Below are 14,880 nucleotides of genomic sequence, written 5' to 3' on the forward strand. Positions count from 1 at the left end.
ATCACCCATATTTAATGAGCTGGCTGATTCGCCGCTCTAGTGTGTACTCAAAACTATCCAGAGAGTCGATATCACTGGTTCCATCATCCAGCCGAACATTCTTCGTCAGTTCTTTTGGATCCCACACAGCTGTGCATAGTGCATTGACCAAGCTCTCGCATTCTCCCTCAACATACTGAAAACGCCCCTGCGCCATCAATATCAGCACCGCGTTGATTCGGTCATTGATGGGAGCTTTCAGCGCATTCTCGACCCGAATCCAACCGAGTCCGTTGTGCCGGAGACTGCTCCGGATGCCTGCAATCAGCGTCTGCTCTGCGCTATCTGCATAAACCGTCGTAATATAGCCGTACTGCCCTAAGACTTTCCGGACGAAGTTACAGAACATATCTCCCAGCATCTGAGGATCTATCTCTATCTGGTTGCCCGACTCATCCTTGCATCGAATCCACTCCGATGCAAGCGCCACCACATTGTGGTAACTTCTTGTAATGGCGGTAGCCGTGAACGAATGCCCCGATCCGCTGCCACCGAAGTCAATCCCCAGATTGATCTCCATGAGGTCCGTCGGTTTGCCCTGGATCCGGAATGTTCCGATTCCCGCAGTGATATCATCCGCAAAGCGTCGGTAAATCAGACCGGTTGCTACTACACGCATTCCCTTGATGTCACGAAGAAACCAAATCGAATTGACATCATACCGGCTTTCTATCTCATGCAGACGCTCCGGCGTGATGTTGATGTTATCGTAGATGGTACAGTGCATGTAGTTGTATCCACCAGGGAACTCCCCCGCTTCCTGCTGCTTCTGGTAGCGGTCGATGTATTCTGAATAGATAGCCGCCCGCGGGTTGTCCGGATTTAAGTCCCAAAATACTTTTAAGCGTTTCGCCGCCAGCTGACGGTTAAACGCCTCTTTGATGGTCTTGTCATGGTGCAGGTTGATCTCCGTGGCAATCCACATTCCGTAAGAGTTGCCTCGAATCTTCTTATAACTGTCTTCCTTGCCGCCACCTGCGAAGATAACAATCTTCTGCTGCCAGCTCGTCGAAGGTCCCTTTACAAACAGAGCTTCATTATCTTTGTATTTTCCCCAGTGGCATTGTCCCCGAAAAATCCATTCCAGTCCCAGACCATTGCAGTCTCCGATGTTCAGCTTTGCATTGCCGACCGTTGAACCGGTTGCCAGGTGGATTCGATCCGGAGTTGTTTTTAACTCATGCGCAAACGCAAAGATATTGTCCACCGTCTTGCCTGCTCGAACTGCGCCCTCTGCCACATTATAGGAGCACTGCTGACACCGCCGGATGTATTCCTTGTGTTTCTCTGAGAAGTGAAACTCTATGGTTTTCTTTTTGACTACCTTACCCGCCATAAATCTCGCCCTCTATCTCATCCAGATCCTCTATCTCCTGCCCCTGTCCGGTTATTTTATCGGTCTGGGCTTTCAGATGCTCCATTCGGCTCTTCTGTTCGGGTGTGGCTAAGTCCATATGCGCCGCCAGCCATTCCAGCGCTTTCATCCGGTCCGCCAGCTTGATACTGACTCCGTCTCTGCCCTGCTTTACTTCCGTGACGATCGTACCATCAACCTCTCCAGACTCCCGGAAGCGAACTGTATTGACGACTTTGGTAACTGGAATCTTCTTTCCTGTCTCCTCGTCCTCCTGCAGTACCGGACCGAACGCGCCCATAACCTGAACCTCTTCTCGCCCAAACTCCACATAATCTGTGATGTCAGCAAAGGCAATATCCATGTATTTCTGGAAGATATCACTCTCGTCCAGAAGCTCACGGTTAAGGCGGGCTTGTTTCAACCTCTGAATCTCTGCTATTATTGCAGTATTTTGCAGTAGGGCATAGCCGTTTGACCCTGCCGTTTCATAGCTGCAACCATACGCTTTCTGATATGCCTTCGTCGCATTGAAGCATCGAACATAGTGCAAACAAAAAAGCTGCTGCTTGTCAGTCAGATTCGGGTTCTCTATAACCCGCTCCACTTCCTCAGCAACTGCTTTCTTTACTCTTTCCGAGCGTTCGTTCTTCTTTTTCGAACGTTCACTTTTCTTTTCCGAACGTTCGCCATCCCATCCATAGGTATGTTTCCACCGGCGGACGGTGCCTTCTGGCACTCCCAGCTGCGCCGATATCTCAACCAGCTTTTTACCCTGCTGATATAATTCTTTCGCCTGATCTACTCTGGCATCCGGCGCTCTGGCCATGCACCACCACCTCTCATTTCTCTAAGTTTTATGTAACCAAATACGATCCCGCCGGCACCATACAAGACAGCCGACTGCTGCCTTCTCGCAGGAGGTGGGCTGGTGCCGTGCGCGCCGTATGATAATAGGCAGAAGAAAAGCACCCATCTTGCGACAGGTGCCATCTCGAAAGGATATTTTATTATGTCTAACACAAGTAGACCGGCATGCTGCCCGCTCAACATGCCAAATCGGAACGGAAGGACTTGAACCCTCGACCCACCGGATATAAGCCGGCCACTCTACCAACTGAGCTACGTTCCAGGGGGTTCCCCGCCGGGACCATCTTCCAGCGGGGTTGAAGTACATACGGAGGATTTTTCCGTCATCGTGAACCGTCCACATTCGCCGTCACACGAATGCTTAATACCATACTACTACTTTTATAGCGAACACGACCGAACATTTTTATTTTTCTTCAAAAAATCGGGAATTTCTCATCCGGCATCCATCTTCCGTATATTTAACCCGACGTTTTGGAAACATCCGGTTCAGTCGATAGGCTACTTGAATCCATGTCAATCCCTCCAGATAATAGAAGCGGAACATAATTCTCAAATCAGGCTTTTTAATCGCCTCTATGTACTCCTCTGCCTTTGTCGTTAATTCCAGAAGCTCCGCTTCCTTGGCTGTCAGAAGCTTCCGGTAGCGTTCCGCCGCCCGCTTCTTTCTATACAGCATCGGATCTGGAAAACCATTGACCTTGATCGGGCCTATCGTTAAATCCGCCCTGCTCCCTTTTACGGTGTCCGCCACAATCGGCGGGTTTTCCAGGAACTTGTCCAGTTCCCGGATGCGTCTTCTAATATCTTTTATCTCTTCCATGACTTCGCAATACTGCAGCAGCACCTTTTTCTCCAACGGTACCACCTCCCTCTATTTTACTTCACAAGCCTTCAATGCCTATCACTTCCCTTATTTCTGGCATTCTGCCATTATTTTATCATGGTGGGGCGGGAGGGGTTCTCTGCACGTTTGGATTTTTGGGGATCGAAAAAGGCTGCCGCACATTAATACGACAGCCCCGATATTAAAGATGCATATGCTTTTGTTAATTCTACAGGCGCTGATTGCTCTCATTTCACCTCATCGAGCTTAAAATAAATGAAAAGAGCCACGCAGTGGCGGCCCCATTTACTAAATCTACTACTATTTTTCTATCTTTCCTTCTAAACGCTCATAATCTCTTTGTCCAACCAGTGTATAAAGAACTTCATTGTTGTTACGAAAAGCCGCCCATATATCATCAGGTTTATTATCTATCAAGAAATCTTTTAGCTTCTTATAAAATGTCATCATACTATCACAAAACGCATCTATTATTTTATCATTCACTTCATCTGCCAGCAATAACTCCTCATAGAAACTATACATCGGAAGTGTAAAATTGGCATTACTATGTACAACATTACAGCATTTTCCATATTCTCCCTCTAAATAGCTATAATATTCCTTACAACTATTTTCCGCAAATTCTGTAAACATATTCCTAACACCTGTTGCATTCATATCATCATATTTCAATAAAACTCTTATTAAATTTTCGATCAATGAACGAAATGTTACATAATATATTCTTATTGAATTTTGAGATAATGAATGTACTAATACTAGCATATCATTTATCAAGCAACTATAATAATGCGTCTGATTATTATCTACATAAAAATAAAAAAACTTCTTTAAGAACAGCACGTTTTTGGCCACACACGTAATCTTACTTTTCTGAATTCTTTTATCACCGCATACCATATTGCAAAATCTTTCAATGTCTTTTTTGCAATTATCTGCTTCATAGTATCTATTCAGCATCGCCAAATCCTCTTAACCATTTTTCTAATTTATCATTTTCATTTCCTTTACGAGATCTTTTTATAACTTTATCTTTTTCTGAAATCTCTTCCGAATTTTTCATAATCTTACGCATGATATGTAAAACTTTATCACCATCGATTTCTTCAATATTTAGCAATACCCTGCAAGTTCTCGCTGCCATTAAAGTACGTGATTTAACCACATACGGTGGAAACTTTTCTTTTAATGTCTGTTCAATAAATTCACTAACTTCTACATTGGTCTTAATATATTTTCTTGATATAATAAAAACACAAAACAAACTTATTATATCTAACATATCAAGCTGTTTTTTCTTCAATCGATCTTTAACTATTTTTTCAAACAAAAATTCACTATTATTCATTATACTGTTCCACCTTTTTCAAAAATTCATCGCAAAGCACAGCAATCTCTTCTCGCGATTTTTTATACTTTGAAGAAATATTCCCCTGCAATCCAACCAGTAAGTCGTTAACAAAAGAGGTTGAATTTGAAAACAATCCAATTTTTTTAACGATATCATCTTTTTCAAATGTTTCTTTAAGCATTAGTGTTTTTTGCGTCAAATCTCTAATCATAGTATATACAATACCTAACGGGAGAATTCCTATATGTTCATTGTCATCCAAGCGATCTATTACCTGTTTTAATAATTTAATCCCCAAAATAGAATATCTATCAATTCGATTTGGAACTAAATAAAAGTCCGAAGCTATTAATGCTGCATCTGTATATACACTAATGGTAGGTGGGCAATCTATAAAAATAAAATCATAGTTATCTCTCAATTTATTCTCATTGATAAAACGCTTTACTTTTCTCGCTTTAGTCCCATCTTTATCACTTTCTACAAGAATTAAATTGATAGTTCCAGGAAGCAAATCCATATTATCATTCAATTTTACTAACACATCATCCGGCGTTGGAATGTCAACTTTTTTTGCAAGTGTAAGTTGTGATTGAAATAGCTTCATTACTGTTTTATTGTTGTCTCCACTAGAATATTCGTTCATATACTCATCTTCTAAGTCAAACTCATTGATTAAACTTTGTGTCGTATTGAACTGTGGATCTAAATCAATAAATAAAATTTTCTTTTTACAATATGTAGCTAAGTATTCTCCAATTCCAATGCATAAAGTTGTTTTTCCAACTCCACCCTTCATATTAATGAATGAAATAACTTTTCCGCTCATGTAATCTTCCCCTTCGACATTTTTCTTTCAGTATAACACATGTTGCCCAAAAAACAACGACAAAAAGACACCCTTTTTGAAAGATGTCTCATATTCCCTGGAATATCCGGGCGTAGAATCCCCAAACCAGGCAAATCGGAACGAAAGAGTTCAAACCTCCGCGCTGGATGTAAGACGCTCTATCGACTGTGCTTACCACCTCACTCTATTTTTCTACGCGAACCTCAACTGCCCGCCCGCATCCTCGCCCAGGCGATCCGCCCGGCAATTCGGCAGCCGCTTCGCCTTTTACGCCTTATAGTTTTCAAATTTTTTGACTGATGCGAACGCATATTTGGAATTAACCCATCGTTGCAACCTTATCAAATCATCCCCTCGCCGAAGTTTGTACTTCTCATAAATCATCACGTATGGGGTATATCCCATATCCCGCAAAGTATAAATCCGTTCCAAATCCTGTTCCAGTGTTGTATCAAATCCACAAAGCACATACACGCCCATCTTACGATAATCCCAGCCTGTCACACGTTTAAATGCCTCGAACTGCGGAACGATTTTGTCTTTATCATCGTATCGATCCCAAGCGAAATGAATCCGCTTAATCTTCATCTGTTTGAGATACTGCGCTTTTTCTGCCGTCATAATACGAATGTCGCATCCTTGTGAAAAATCAACCCACGCTCCACTCTCAATGAGCTGCTGGCTCAAATCTTTCCATTCGCGACAGGCAAACATATTTGGATCTAATAGCACAATATTCTTCTGTCCTGCCCAGAACTCGGACAGATTTGCCACTTTCCGGCTGCACTTTCCTTCTTTTTCCCCCACAATGCAAAAGTTACATCCGCGCGGACATCCTCTAGTCAGAAATCCATATGCTGTATCTTTGCACAGTTCTGGATACAGGCCATAGTCGGGATAAATATGCTCAATTTCATCTGGCAAGCTGACGCCGCCCGATGGATAATTGTAGCCGGTCCCGCCTTTTATGATTTCTCTGGCATTTATCGGATGCGGATAATCTGGTGTAAATGTAAAGACCTTGCTCATATACACCCTATCCGGTGGATTCATCCATGCAGTCAGCGGATCGTACCATTCCACGGCATCGCCCTTCCGCTTATGCCACGTTGACAACTTCATAATCGGCAGACTCGGAAAATTGTGTCCATCTACATCGATCAACGCTACTCTCATCCGCTCTTCCTCTTCTGCCGCCCGCTTATGGCTGATTTATCTAACCACTTAACCCTCGTCATCTGCTATGTACTCCTCGCACACTTCCTCATCGCCCGCCGGATGCCAGTCACAAAACTCGTCATACCAGCAGTTCCAGCACGCTCTATTGCAATTATCATTCATCTCCATGTCCTTTCTTCTACCTCTTCTTCGGTAGCTTCCCCGTCAATAGTTTCTGTTTGATATCTCCACCCAAATTCATATCCACGCATAATGAATTAATTTTGTCGTTTCTGCTCTATTCATCTCAAAACCTCTCCATGATAGTCTTGTAAAACGCATCACAGGCGGCATCCCATCCCCTGGCAAACTCATCGCCCGCATCACAGCCGCCCATCTCTTTTATCAGCTCCAGCACTGCCGCTTTGGGGATGCTGTCCTCCGCATCTTTCTTCATTCCTTCCACCTCCCCAGCAGCCTCATATATCTGCTTATCTCTGCCAACGTTTTGCGGCGATACGCGTAGAAATCGTCCTCGCCCGCCGGTATCTGCCGCCCCATCCGCAGGAGTGTCCGATATCCGGAGCCACTGGTAATCGAATCATATATTGCTATTTCCAGCCCTGGAGCAGCAGAGATCGCGCATTGAAGAATAATAAGCCGTTCCTCTGCAGACGCTTTCATACAGTGCTCCCGGGTCTTCTCCTCATCGCTTTTCAACATTCCATAATCCGCATAAGTCTTATAACGCGTTCTCATGCAGTTCTCCTTCTCCTTTCCGCCTATACCGACATTTCTACCGCCGATCCAGAATCTTCCCGCGGTAATACATCGCCAATTCCGCGTATGTACTGCTGCTTCCGTCGGATGTCCGAACTAGATACCTATGCTTGCTGATTACCCGAACCGTCCGGCGCACGGTCCGCACCTCGCCTTTGGTACGGGTGTCGGCAAGCAACATCACTTTGAGCTTCTCCCCGACTTGCACGCGGTTCCTGGTCTTTTCCAGTTCATCCGGCCAGATGCCGTCTACCATTCGACGATCATCTGGCTTGTCCAATTCCTCGTCGTTTTCCTCCTCACCTACACGCGTCAGCAGGTAAACCGCTTTCTGGCCGCGCGCACCGTCACCCTCCTGAATCAGTTCGCCCAGAGCACACATTTTCTTTACCGCAGCTCTGGTTCTCTCCCGTTCCTCGCCAATCACTTCCGAAAGCTCCCGAAGTATTTCTCTTGCCGCCCCGAAGCTGCTTCTTGATGGCTGCCCGGCGTTCATCCATGCTTTTCATCGTCCTCTAACTCCCTTCATCCCGTACCGGGTTCCACAGCACTTCCAGCCTCGCCCTGCGCCGCTGCGCCCACCATGCCCCACACCATCGCATCGTAGTCGTAACCATGTTCTTCCAGGTTGTGAAAGCGGTTCTTCTTGGAGACTTCGGCGGCCCCATCCTGCCTCTGCGGATTCTTTTCTCTCCTGTCCCAATTTCTAACCGCTGCTTTCCAGTCCTTCATGCGATTCTTACCGACCATCCAGCCATTACTGGTGTAAAAGTCAATAAAGCGTGCTGCATCCACGTTCGTATAACCCATTTCCCGGCAATATTCACTCACATTCTCCAGGGTGGGCGGCGCGAAGCGCTTTTCTTTTACACCCTCTAGGGTGTTTTCTTTTAAATCATTATCATACTCATTATCATTATCAGCTTTTTTTGCTTTTTCAGAAAAGCATTTGCTTTTTTTGCTTTCCTCCGAAACCATTTGCTTTTTATCAGAAGCATTTGTTTTCGGTCTTCCGCCTTTCTTTCCTGCTTCCGATCTGGCTGCACACGCTTCTTTGTAGCGCTGGCTGTCCGCATCCAGCTGCTGTTTAATAAGCTCGAACACAAACGCCAGCGCCGGATCCTCCGGAACAGCATCCGGGTCTTTCTGATAGGCGTAGATCGCTTTAATGAGTTCGCCCGCCTGCTCGTTGCTCATCTTTTCGATGGCAGCGCCCCAGCTCTCATACATGACAAAAGACTTCTTATCACTCATCCAAGCCCATCTCCTTTCCCGCCTGCCAGTCACGGTAATAGCAAATCCATGTATCCAGCAACAGGGTAATGATTCCACCGCAAATCTGCGCTTTCAGCTCATCGAAAATATCATCCGAATACATCCGCTGGAAGTTCTGCAGGTACATGGACACCCGCCACGGCTCATAGTTACGCCGGTGCATTACCACCGGAATCTCGCCCGCCCTTGCATCCCTGGAAGCCTGCTGTAATGCTTTCCGGAGTCTCAGGTCTTCCACCCGCTTGACCTCGATATGTACGTCCGGCAGTCCGATCACATCCGCATCGCCGGAAGTCCCGCAATACTGCTGACCCCGGCGGCAATTATATCCATAGTCCCGCAGGATGCCAGCAAGCTCACGCTCTCCGCGTTTTCCTTTTTCTCTCTGCATCTTCCCCATCCTGCTTATCCTCCATCTCTGAACATGCTGAGCTGTCCATATACGCCTTTAGGTTCTCTTCGGCCCATTCCGATAAATTTAAGCGCTCCCGCCTGCGATGCGCGAATCGCTTGTACTCGACGTTCCTGCCGCTCATGCCACCGTTTTGTGTCCGCGCGCCCTGAATCCGTTTCTTCTGGAAGATAATAACCTTTTCCATCATCGCGATTCAAAACTGCATAATCAGCCCGCAAAACTTCTATTCCATCCCGAAGCATTCGATCATCACATCTAAGGCGCTTACACAGCTCCTTGCGCGTCTGCGCATTTTTATGTCCTACTCCCAGCGCGTTGTATAAAGCACTGGTAAACCGCTCCATCTGCGGCGTCACTTTCTTCTTCGCCAACTTGCTTCCTCCTTCCGGAGCGGGAGGGTCGGTCTCCCTCCCGGTAAACCAATGGCATCCTGTAAAGGTTTGGTAATATATAACACGGTAAGACGTGCCAGGATGCTGTCTACGGGTTACTATGTACTAGCCCTGCGGCTGTTGTACCGTTATAAATAACTCTTGCCAAACTCGGCAATAAACTGTTCTCTGGTGCCGATGTGCGCCTCATAATACTCCTGTGCCTGACGTTTCAAATGCTCATCAAACTCCTGATTCATGTGGACGCTATATAGTTTCTTTCTTCCTGTGGTTTTCTTCATATTCTGCCATCATCCGAGCCAGCTCATCCGGCGGCAGGGTTTCAATCCCCTGCTCCTTGCATTCCGCTACCAGCCCATTTATCAACTCGCTCATTTCCTTTGTATCGTAGGTACTGGATCCAGCAAGCACCGTATATGTACGGTATGCTTTCCCATCCTTGCCCTGCTTAACCTGCGAAGTTGGACGGATGTGGAAGGTTTCCGCCTCCAGCGCCGTCTCTTCCGCTTCGGTCGTGTCCGGTACAACCAAAAACGCCATCTGACCGGCAATCATGAGATTCTGGCCGTATCTCCGAAGCATGAGGTTGTGTGCCCGCGGCTTGGATATGCCCGCCACCTCTGCCAGACGCGAGAGAAGCACCCAGTAATACGCATTCGCGTCCAGGCTCCGCTTCTCCCGCCATTGCTTTGCAATGATCCGCAGGGGCTTGTCCTTCATCTTGTCAATCGACGATGACACATCCGATTCCAACTCAAACGTCAGCCGCATCCGACCGGTTTTCCAGTCCATCGACACATCTTTTAAAGTTCCCTTACTCTCCATAGGCTAATTGAACGGAAGACCGCTCGTTTCATCCTCCGGCGGTACCGTGGCTGGATCTACTTTCCCTTTGGATTTATCCGGCGTGTTCTTAAAACTCTTCATCGCGTTCTGGAATCGTTCCACCGTCAGGTGTTCCAACGAATCTACGCCGATTGCTTTCAAAATACATTTCGGGCTCTTTCCGATTCTGTCGCACTCTTTCAGGAATACATTCCTCATCGCTTCGCTTGCCAGCTCCGGGGCTTTCTCGGAAGCCGGCGGCGTCTCCGCATCCGGATCCTTCATTTCCTCGGTTGGAATGCAGAACACCTGGAAGCAAGCATATTTGAATGCAACCGACATTGCTTTATTGGTTGCTTTGTCGCCGCTGTCCATCCCTTCGCCAACTACCACCGCCTCGATGTGGCTGCCGTCCTCGGCGTAGAACGTATATTTCATACGACAGACCGAATATAAAAGCATCCCGCCCTTTGCAGTCCTGCGTTCCTCCCGCGTCTGATCCATAACCTCCGGGACAACGAACAGGTGATGCTTAATAAATGCCGGATTCAGCGCATTCATGACCGCGTCAATGCCGCGATACTTGAATTTCTGCTGCTCATTTAACGAATCTTTCCCGACCACTCCCACATCTTCCATGACAGCTGCTATCGTCTGGAAGATATTCTTTTTCGTCTCTCCCATATCTCTGCCACCTATCTAATAATCATGTTGCTACGGGTTACAATCGATACGCCAGGAATTTCAGCGCCATTGTCCAGCGCCTCTTTCAGTGCTGTCTTATTCAGCTCTGGATCCTTGCGGCGGATGAACTCTTCCGGAAGTGCATTAATATCCCCGGCGTATTCAATCGCCTTGCTGGCGCGGTACGACACCGCCACTCTGCTTGTCTTAAACTTCTGACCGTCTAACGCTCTTTTAACGTACTCCTGCAGTGATTCCGCCTTTCTCTCGGCTTCTCTCTGGCGTGTTTCCAGCACCCTCTTCTCATTTTTCAGCTGCTCCGCATCGCTTTTCAGATCCTTAATCCAGAGCAGGACATTCTCGATCTTCTCGTCTCTGGCTTCCTGCAGCGCATCCAGCGCCGCATAAGCCTCTTCATTTACAATCTCCCCCGTCTCTTCATCGACCGCCGCCTCAAACGCTTCCATGATGCGGGCATCAATCTCATACAAATTCATAAGCTACCTCCGGTTCATTTGCTCTATTTTCATTTCTCTGATTTCTATGGTTGATCCTGTTCTTCATATCTTTCCGGCACTCCTCACAAGCCAAACCGCCGTCTTCCAGATATGCGCCGCAGCAGTCACATCTTTCCAGCATCCTGTAACTCCTTTTTCTTGTTCGCAAGCTCTTTCAGCAGTCGCTCCATATCTCCAGCGTGGTCGAGGAAAGCTTGAGCACTCCAACGTCCTTCCGCACCGCGTGTAAAGCTCCATCCATTTTGATACATGCTAACATCTACGTCTGCTACGTGACCCGAAAACGAAAAGAACGCCGTAGGCTTGCGTCCAGTAAGCTCCTGACTTCTTACCTGTGTGGTATTGATCTCCAACACCATCTCCAGCGCCTCATGAATCTTCTTCCGGCGCATCTTCTCAATTTTCTTTGCCAGTCTCTTCTTCATCAGAATCCTCCCGTGCTACTTCCACAGTTGCAAGAAATGCTATATAGAAATCTGCATATGCTTTCGCCAGCTCTTCTCCCGAAAAATGCTTTTTCAGAAGCGCCGCCGCCATTACTGCCAGGGTTCTCGGAAGAAGTGAATATTTAACATCACCGATGATAAACACCCCTGAATCTCTGGTTGCATCATACTGGATCGTGGCACCAAGGATCATATCCCCCTCCAGCTCCATCGGCTCCCTTTTACCTTTAATTGTTGCTTTTACCATTGCATCCTCCCGAATCTCTTGATATAATCAAGCTGTTAATATTTTTATTGATTTGACCGTTCAGCTCTGCCAAGCTGGCGGTCTTTTTCTTTGGTTTCCCATAACCGGTGTACCGGCTGGCGTTTACCATCGCCCCGGCGCGGTTGGTTCCGTTGGTTCTCCTGCTCATCTTTCTTATTCAATGCCATTGCAGACGCTTTCCAGCAATTCCGCAATCTCCTTTCCGCTGTAAACAGCTCTGTTGTTTTCCGGTGTTTCATTCCCCAGATAGCCTATAAGGTAATGCGTCGCAAGCTTGACGCGTAATCCATCATCACGGTAATCTTCTCTGACTCTCAGATCTTCCCGTGGCATACCTCTGAGGATTTCTTCGACTCTCTTCGACATACTCCTGTCCTCCTTCCCCTGCTGCCAAAAACAGCCTTTACTGCTTCTCCAGCCTCAAACAGCTCTCGCCCCCCCTCATCACACGGAACGCTGGGCATTTTTCTTTTAAGCATAATTCAAATCTCGTCCGTGTAACGTCCCCTTGTCCAACAAGTACGGCTGGAAATGTCTCCATCACAGTTCTGAACGGGCAAAACTCCATTTCTCTTTCTCTCATTTAGAACATCCCCGCCGCCTGCGCAATCGCCACCATCGCCCCGGTCGCCACCGCTGCGATCGTCATGCCTACATATGCCAGCCGCCACGCAAACCGCAGATCCGCCTGTGCTCTGCCAAGTTCTTTGTCCAGCACCTCAATGGTCCGCTGGTTCTGACTTCTCAGTTCCATGCATTTCAGTTCTCTTCTCATTACGCTTCCTCGCTTTCTTCTTATAATTTTTGCACGGGTATTCCCGATCGGATTCCATACACCGCCAGCAACTCCAGCAGATCTTACACGACTTTTCTTTCATTTTCATATTTTGCAATCACATTATTGCGAATCTCCAGAAGCCGCAGCACGTACGCCCCAGACACCTTCCACGGCGCAGATTTAAGATTATGGAGCGTTGACATCGATACTCCCAGCTCACCAGCAAGTTTTTCATTTGTCCAACTGGTTCGAATCTTAATTTCGTTTATCCAATCCGCCGTGCAATAGCTCCATGATGGCTTTTTCTTAAATGCAGTTCTTTTCATTTCTTACACCTCCTTCTCATCCTCTGTTGCGAACAGAATTCCCCCTACTCAGCTAATGACATCTGAGCATTGGCATCCCGAATCAATCCGGTTCTATCGGCAAATCATCCGTCACACGCTTTTTGAACTTCTTCTGAATTTCTGCCGTTGATACTGGAACTCCTACAAGTTGTACAAAATGTCTCTCTCGCCCGCTGCTGTATGCAACATGGCACTCCTTGAATTTTCTGTCATATATCATGAATGCCATCCGCTTACTGGTAGCTCTCTGGTAAAGTTTAAGACATGGACTGGAGTCCGACCAAACCAGATAAAGGCATTCTTTTCCGCCGCCCTCCAACTCCGCATCCAGAAGCCAGTCCACTGATCTGTTTAAGACCTTTGACAGCTTTTCCAAATCATCCAAATCGATCCGGATCTTTACATTTTCAATTCCCACCAGCCGATGGGGTTTGATTCCTGACTGCTCTGCCAGCTTCTTCTGGGTCCATCCCATTTCTGCTCTGGCTTTGACAATGTTATTTGCAATGTCGCAATAAAAATCAAAGCCAATACGTTCCAGAATCTCGTTCTCAATAAAACGCATCTCTTTTGCCTCCCTTCTAGGTTCGCTCTCTTTATTGGAATACGCCTCTTTTTAATTGCCATCCCCATCCTTTTGCCCTATACTGTACTTACAGGCTTCCAAAAATGCCGAGTACAAAACAAAAGGAGACTCCCATGAGCATTAATTTTGATTCTCTTTTTTCGCACCCATTAGATTTATCGTGGGTAATTACAGCTGTTATTGCTATTGCTGCTTTTTTATCTCCCGTAGCTGTTGCTTTAATTAATAATCACCATGCATATAAAATGAAAAAGCTCGAATTCTGTCATGAAGAAAATATGAAAAAATTATCTCTTTCCCATGAAGCTGCTCAAAAGCAATTTGAAATTTATTATGCTGATAAAAAAACTGCTTTTAGTGAGGTACTTCGCTCCGCTGGTAACTTTACCGCTTCGAAGCAATCTCTTGAACGCTATCAAAATGTCCACTCCGCTGTCGATACAGCTCTTTTGTTCTGTGATTCCCAAAACCAAAAAACACTTATTTCGTTCATGGATAAAATCGACAACGAAGTCTTTGGTAGCGGATCCTCAAGAGAAGAACGAACAATGTATTCTTCCCTTATCGCATCTTTAGGTTGTGAACTTAATAAAGAACTAACTTCTACCAAGCAAATCGTAGAACGCGAATAGCGTAAACATGATCGATATAAACAGAGCCCATACAGGATACACCTTGTTATGTGGCTCTATTTTTTTCATAATCAGAACGCATAATGCTCCTAAAAGCCAGCAGCCAATTAACAATACTATCTTCATCCCTCTCACCTCCCTACTCCAACAGATCCTCGATCGCTATTCTGCTTCCGCGAAATACTCCACCGGAACGTCGAAGTATTTTGCAAGAATCAGAAGCTTGTCGAACTTCGGCGCATAGTTTCCATTCTTCCAATTAGAAAGTGTTGCTGTCGAAATTCCAGTATCTGCTGCAACTCTATAGTCTGTTATATTTCTCTTGTCTCGCAGCTCTGCATATTTTTTATACAAAATAGACACCTCCTTCTTTAAAATCTATTGACTTTAGCTAAGGTTTCTTATATAATCAAAGTACCACCTAAGTTATTTAAGAAACCAAAGCCTATGTCATTGTTTGTA

General features: G+C 46.1%; 29 protein-coding genes and 1 tRNA gene. 1 reads left to right on the forward strand and 29 read right to left on the reverse strand.

Annotated features, from left to right (window positions below):
* Nucleotide 1 precedes the first annotated feature (1 nt).
* The 28 genes from DWX91_RS08880 to DWX91_RS08995 form a co-directional block, all read right to left on the reverse strand.
* Entirely contained in the window at nt 2–1,375 is a 1,374-nt protein-coding gene (locus tag DWX91_RS08880; RefSeq protein ID WP_118472262.1) for a PBSX family phage terminase large subunit, read from the reverse strand.
* On the reverse strand, nt 1,365–2,222 hold the full coding sequence (locus DWX91_RS08885; RefSeq protein WP_118472261.1) for a terminase small subunit: 858 nt from the start codon (nt 2,220–2,222) through the stop codon (nt 1,365–1,367). Before DWX91_RS08885 ends, DWX91_RS08880 begins: the two co-directional genes overlap by 11 nt.
* 230 nt (nt 2,223–2,452) lie before the next feature.
* A tRNA-Ile gene (locus DWX91_RS08890) sits at nt 2,453–2,525 on the reverse strand.
* Between the two features lie 144 nt (nt 2,526–2,669).
* Nucleotides 2,670–3,122, reverse strand: coding sequence for a hypothetical protein (locus DWX91_RS08895; protein ID WP_182431284.1), 453 nt, complete (start codon nt 3,120–3,122; stop codon nt 2,670–2,672).
* 288 nt (nt 3,123–3,410) lie between these two features.
* Nucleotides 3,411–4,073, reverse strand: a complete 663-nt coding sequence (locus DWX91_RS08900) for a hypothetical protein (protein WP_118472260.1) — start codon at nt 4,071–4,073, stop codon at nt 3,411–3,413.
* On the reverse strand, nt 4,063–4,461 hold the full coding sequence (locus DWX91_RS08905; RefSeq protein WP_118472259.1) for a hypothetical protein: 399 nt from the start codon (nt 4,459–4,461) through the stop codon (nt 4,063–4,065). The genes DWX91_RS08900 and DWX91_RS08905 overlap by 11 nt, the downstream gene beginning before the upstream one ends.
* Nucleotides 4,454–5,293 carry a ParA family protein gene (locus DWX91_RS08910; protein WP_118472258.1) on the reverse strand — a complete coding sequence of 280 codons (840 nt, stop codon included), beginning with the start codon at nt 5,291–5,293 and terminating at the stop codon, nt 4,454–4,456. The genes DWX91_RS08905 and DWX91_RS08910 overlap by 8 nt, the downstream gene beginning before the upstream one ends.
* Before the next feature lie 288 nt (nt 5,294–5,581).
* On the reverse strand, nt 5,582–6,490 hold the full coding sequence (locus tag DWX91_RS08915; protein WP_118472257.1) for a hypothetical protein: 909 nt from the start codon (nt 6,488–6,490) through the stop codon (nt 5,582–5,584).
* A gap of 48 nt (nt 6,491–6,538) precedes the next feature.
* Nucleotides 6,539–6,661 (reverse strand): hypothetical protein, encoded by a 123-nt coding sequence (locus tag DWX91_RS18065; protein WP_279220581.1) that lies wholly within the window; start codon nt 6,659–6,661, stop codon nt 6,539–6,541.
* A 118-nt stretch (nt 6,662–6,779) separates the two neighbouring features.
* On the reverse strand, nt 6,780–6,929 hold the full coding sequence (locus DWX91_RS16605; RefSeq protein WP_182431283.1) for a hypothetical protein: 150 nt from the start codon (nt 6,927–6,929) through the stop codon (nt 6,780–6,782).
* A complete protein-coding gene (locus DWX91_RS08920; protein ID WP_118538662.1) occupies nt 6,926–7,231 on the reverse strand; it encodes a hypothetical protein in 306 nt (101 codons plus the stop codon). Before DWX91_RS08920 ends, DWX91_RS16605 begins: the two co-directional genes overlap by 4 nt.
* Nucleotides 7,232–7,268: 37 nt before the next feature.
* Entirely contained in the window at nt 7,269–7,748 is a 480-nt protein-coding gene (locus tag DWX91_RS08925; protein WP_118538664.1) for a hypothetical protein, read from the reverse strand.
* 29 nt (nt 7,749–7,777) lie between these two features.
* Nucleotides 7,778–8,506 (reverse strand): DUF6291 domain-containing protein, encoded by a 729-nt coding sequence (locus DWX91_RS08930; protein ID WP_118538666.1) that lies wholly within the window; start codon nt 8,504–8,506, stop codon nt 7,778–7,780.
* Nucleotides 8,499–8,927 (reverse strand): hypothetical protein, encoded by a 429-nt coding sequence (locus DWX91_RS08935; protein WP_118538668.1) that lies wholly within the window; start codon nt 8,925–8,927, stop codon nt 8,499–8,501. The genes DWX91_RS08930 and DWX91_RS08935 overlap by 8 nt, the downstream gene beginning before the upstream one ends.
* Nucleotides 8,928–8,932: 5 nt before the next feature.
* A complete protein-coding gene (locus tag DWX91_RS08940; protein WP_118472887.1) occupies nt 8,933–9,313 on the reverse strand; it encodes a hypothetical protein in 381 nt (126 codons plus the stop codon).
* 149 nt (nt 9,314–9,462) lie between these two features.
* Nucleotides 9,463–9,615 carry a hypothetical protein gene (locus DWX91_RS16610; RefSeq protein ID WP_182431327.1) on the reverse strand — a complete coding sequence of 51 codons (153 nt, stop codon included), beginning with the start codon at nt 9,613–9,615 and terminating at the stop codon, nt 9,463–9,465.
* Nucleotides 9,581–10,126: a hypothetical protein gene (locus DWX91_RS08950; protein ID WP_147353140.1), complete on the reverse strand. Its 546-nt coding sequence runs from the start codon at nt 10,124–10,126 to the stop codon at nt 9,581–9,583. The genes DWX91_RS16610 and DWX91_RS08950 overlap by 35 nt, the downstream gene beginning before the upstream one ends.
* Nucleotides 10,127–10,162: 36 nt before the next feature.
* Complete coding sequence (locus DWX91_RS08955; protein ID WP_118538670.1) at nt 10,163–10,843, reverse strand: ERF family protein; 681 nt, start codon at nt 10,841–10,843, stop codon at nt 10,163–10,165.
* Between the two features lie 11 nt (nt 10,844–10,854).
* Complete coding sequence (locus DWX91_RS08960; RefSeq protein WP_118472890.1) at nt 10,855–11,340, reverse strand: siphovirus Gp157 family protein; 486 nt, start codon at nt 11,338–11,340, stop codon at nt 10,855–10,857.
* Nucleotides 11,327–11,482, reverse strand: coding sequence for a hypothetical protein (locus tag DWX91_RS16615; RefSeq protein ID WP_182431328.1), 156 nt, complete (start codon nt 11,480–11,482; stop codon nt 11,327–11,329). The genes DWX91_RS08960 and DWX91_RS16615 overlap by 14 nt, the downstream gene beginning before the upstream one ends.
* Nucleotides 11,466–11,786: a hypothetical protein gene (locus DWX91_RS08965; protein WP_118538672.1), complete on the reverse strand. Its 321-nt coding sequence runs from the start codon at nt 11,784–11,786 to the stop codon at nt 11,466–11,468. The genes DWX91_RS16615 and DWX91_RS08965 overlap by 17 nt, the downstream gene beginning before the upstream one ends.
* On the reverse strand, nt 11,758–12,054 hold the full coding sequence (locus tag DWX91_RS08970; protein ID WP_118472891.1) for a hypothetical protein: 297 nt from the start codon (nt 12,052–12,054) through the stop codon (nt 11,758–11,760). Before DWX91_RS08970 ends, DWX91_RS08965 begins: the two co-directional genes overlap by 29 nt.
* The gene (locus tag DWX91_RS16405; RefSeq protein ID WP_147354041.1) at nt 12,035–12,223 is read right to left on the reverse strand and encodes a hypothetical protein; all 189 of its coding nucleotides are present in this window, start codon (nt 12,221–12,223) and stop codon (nt 12,035–12,037) included. Before DWX91_RS16405 ends, DWX91_RS08970 begins: the two co-directional genes overlap by 20 nt.
* A 5-nt stretch (nt 12,224–12,228) precedes the next feature.
* Nucleotides 12,229–12,441 (reverse strand): hypothetical protein, encoded by a 213-nt coding sequence (locus DWX91_RS08975; RefSeq protein ID WP_118472892.1) that lies wholly within the window; start codon nt 12,439–12,441, stop codon nt 12,229–12,231.
* Between the two features lie 37 nt (nt 12,442–12,478).
* Nucleotides 12,479–12,658: a hypothetical protein gene (locus tag DWX91_RS08980; RefSeq protein WP_118522316.1), complete on the reverse strand. Its 180-nt coding sequence runs from the start codon at nt 12,656–12,658 to the stop codon at nt 12,479–12,481.
* On the reverse strand, nt 12,659–12,850 hold the full coding sequence (locus DWX91_RS08985) for a hypothetical protein (protein ID WP_118472893.1): 192 nt from the start codon (nt 12,848–12,850) through the stop codon (nt 12,659–12,661).
* 83 nt (nt 12,851–12,933) lie between these two features.
* Entirely contained in the window at nt 12,934–13,179 is a 246-nt protein-coding gene (locus DWX91_RS08990) for a hypothetical protein (RefSeq protein ID WP_118472894.1), read from the reverse strand.
* A gap of 82 nt (nt 13,180–13,261) precedes the next feature.
* Nucleotides 13,262–13,765, reverse strand: coding sequence for a helix-turn-helix domain-containing protein (locus DWX91_RS08995; protein WP_118472895.1), 504 nt, complete (start codon nt 13,763–13,765; stop codon nt 13,262–13,264).
* A 134-nt stretch (nt 13,766–13,899) separates the two neighbouring features.
* Between DWX91_RS08995 and DWX91_RS09000 the strand changes: the two genes are divergently transcribed.
* A complete protein-coding gene (locus DWX91_RS09000; RefSeq protein ID WP_118472896.1) occupies nt 13,900–14,418 on the forward strand; it encodes a hypothetical protein in 519 nt (172 codons plus the stop codon).
* A 162-nt stretch (nt 14,419–14,580) separates the two neighbouring features.
* On the opposite strand, the gene DWX91_RS09005 is transcribed toward DWX91_RS09000, so the two are convergent.
* Nucleotides 14,581–14,781, reverse strand: a complete 201-nt coding sequence (locus DWX91_RS09005; RefSeq protein WP_347474711.1) for a helix-turn-helix domain-containing protein — start codon at nt 14,779–14,781, stop codon at nt 14,581–14,583.
* Between the last annotated feature and the right edge of the window lie 99 nt (nt 14,782–14,880).

The organism is Clostridium sp. AF22-10, assembly GCF_003478725.1.
Classification (GTDB): Bacteria; Bacillota; Clostridia; order Lachnospirales; family Lachnospiraceae; genus Otoolea; species Otoolea fessa.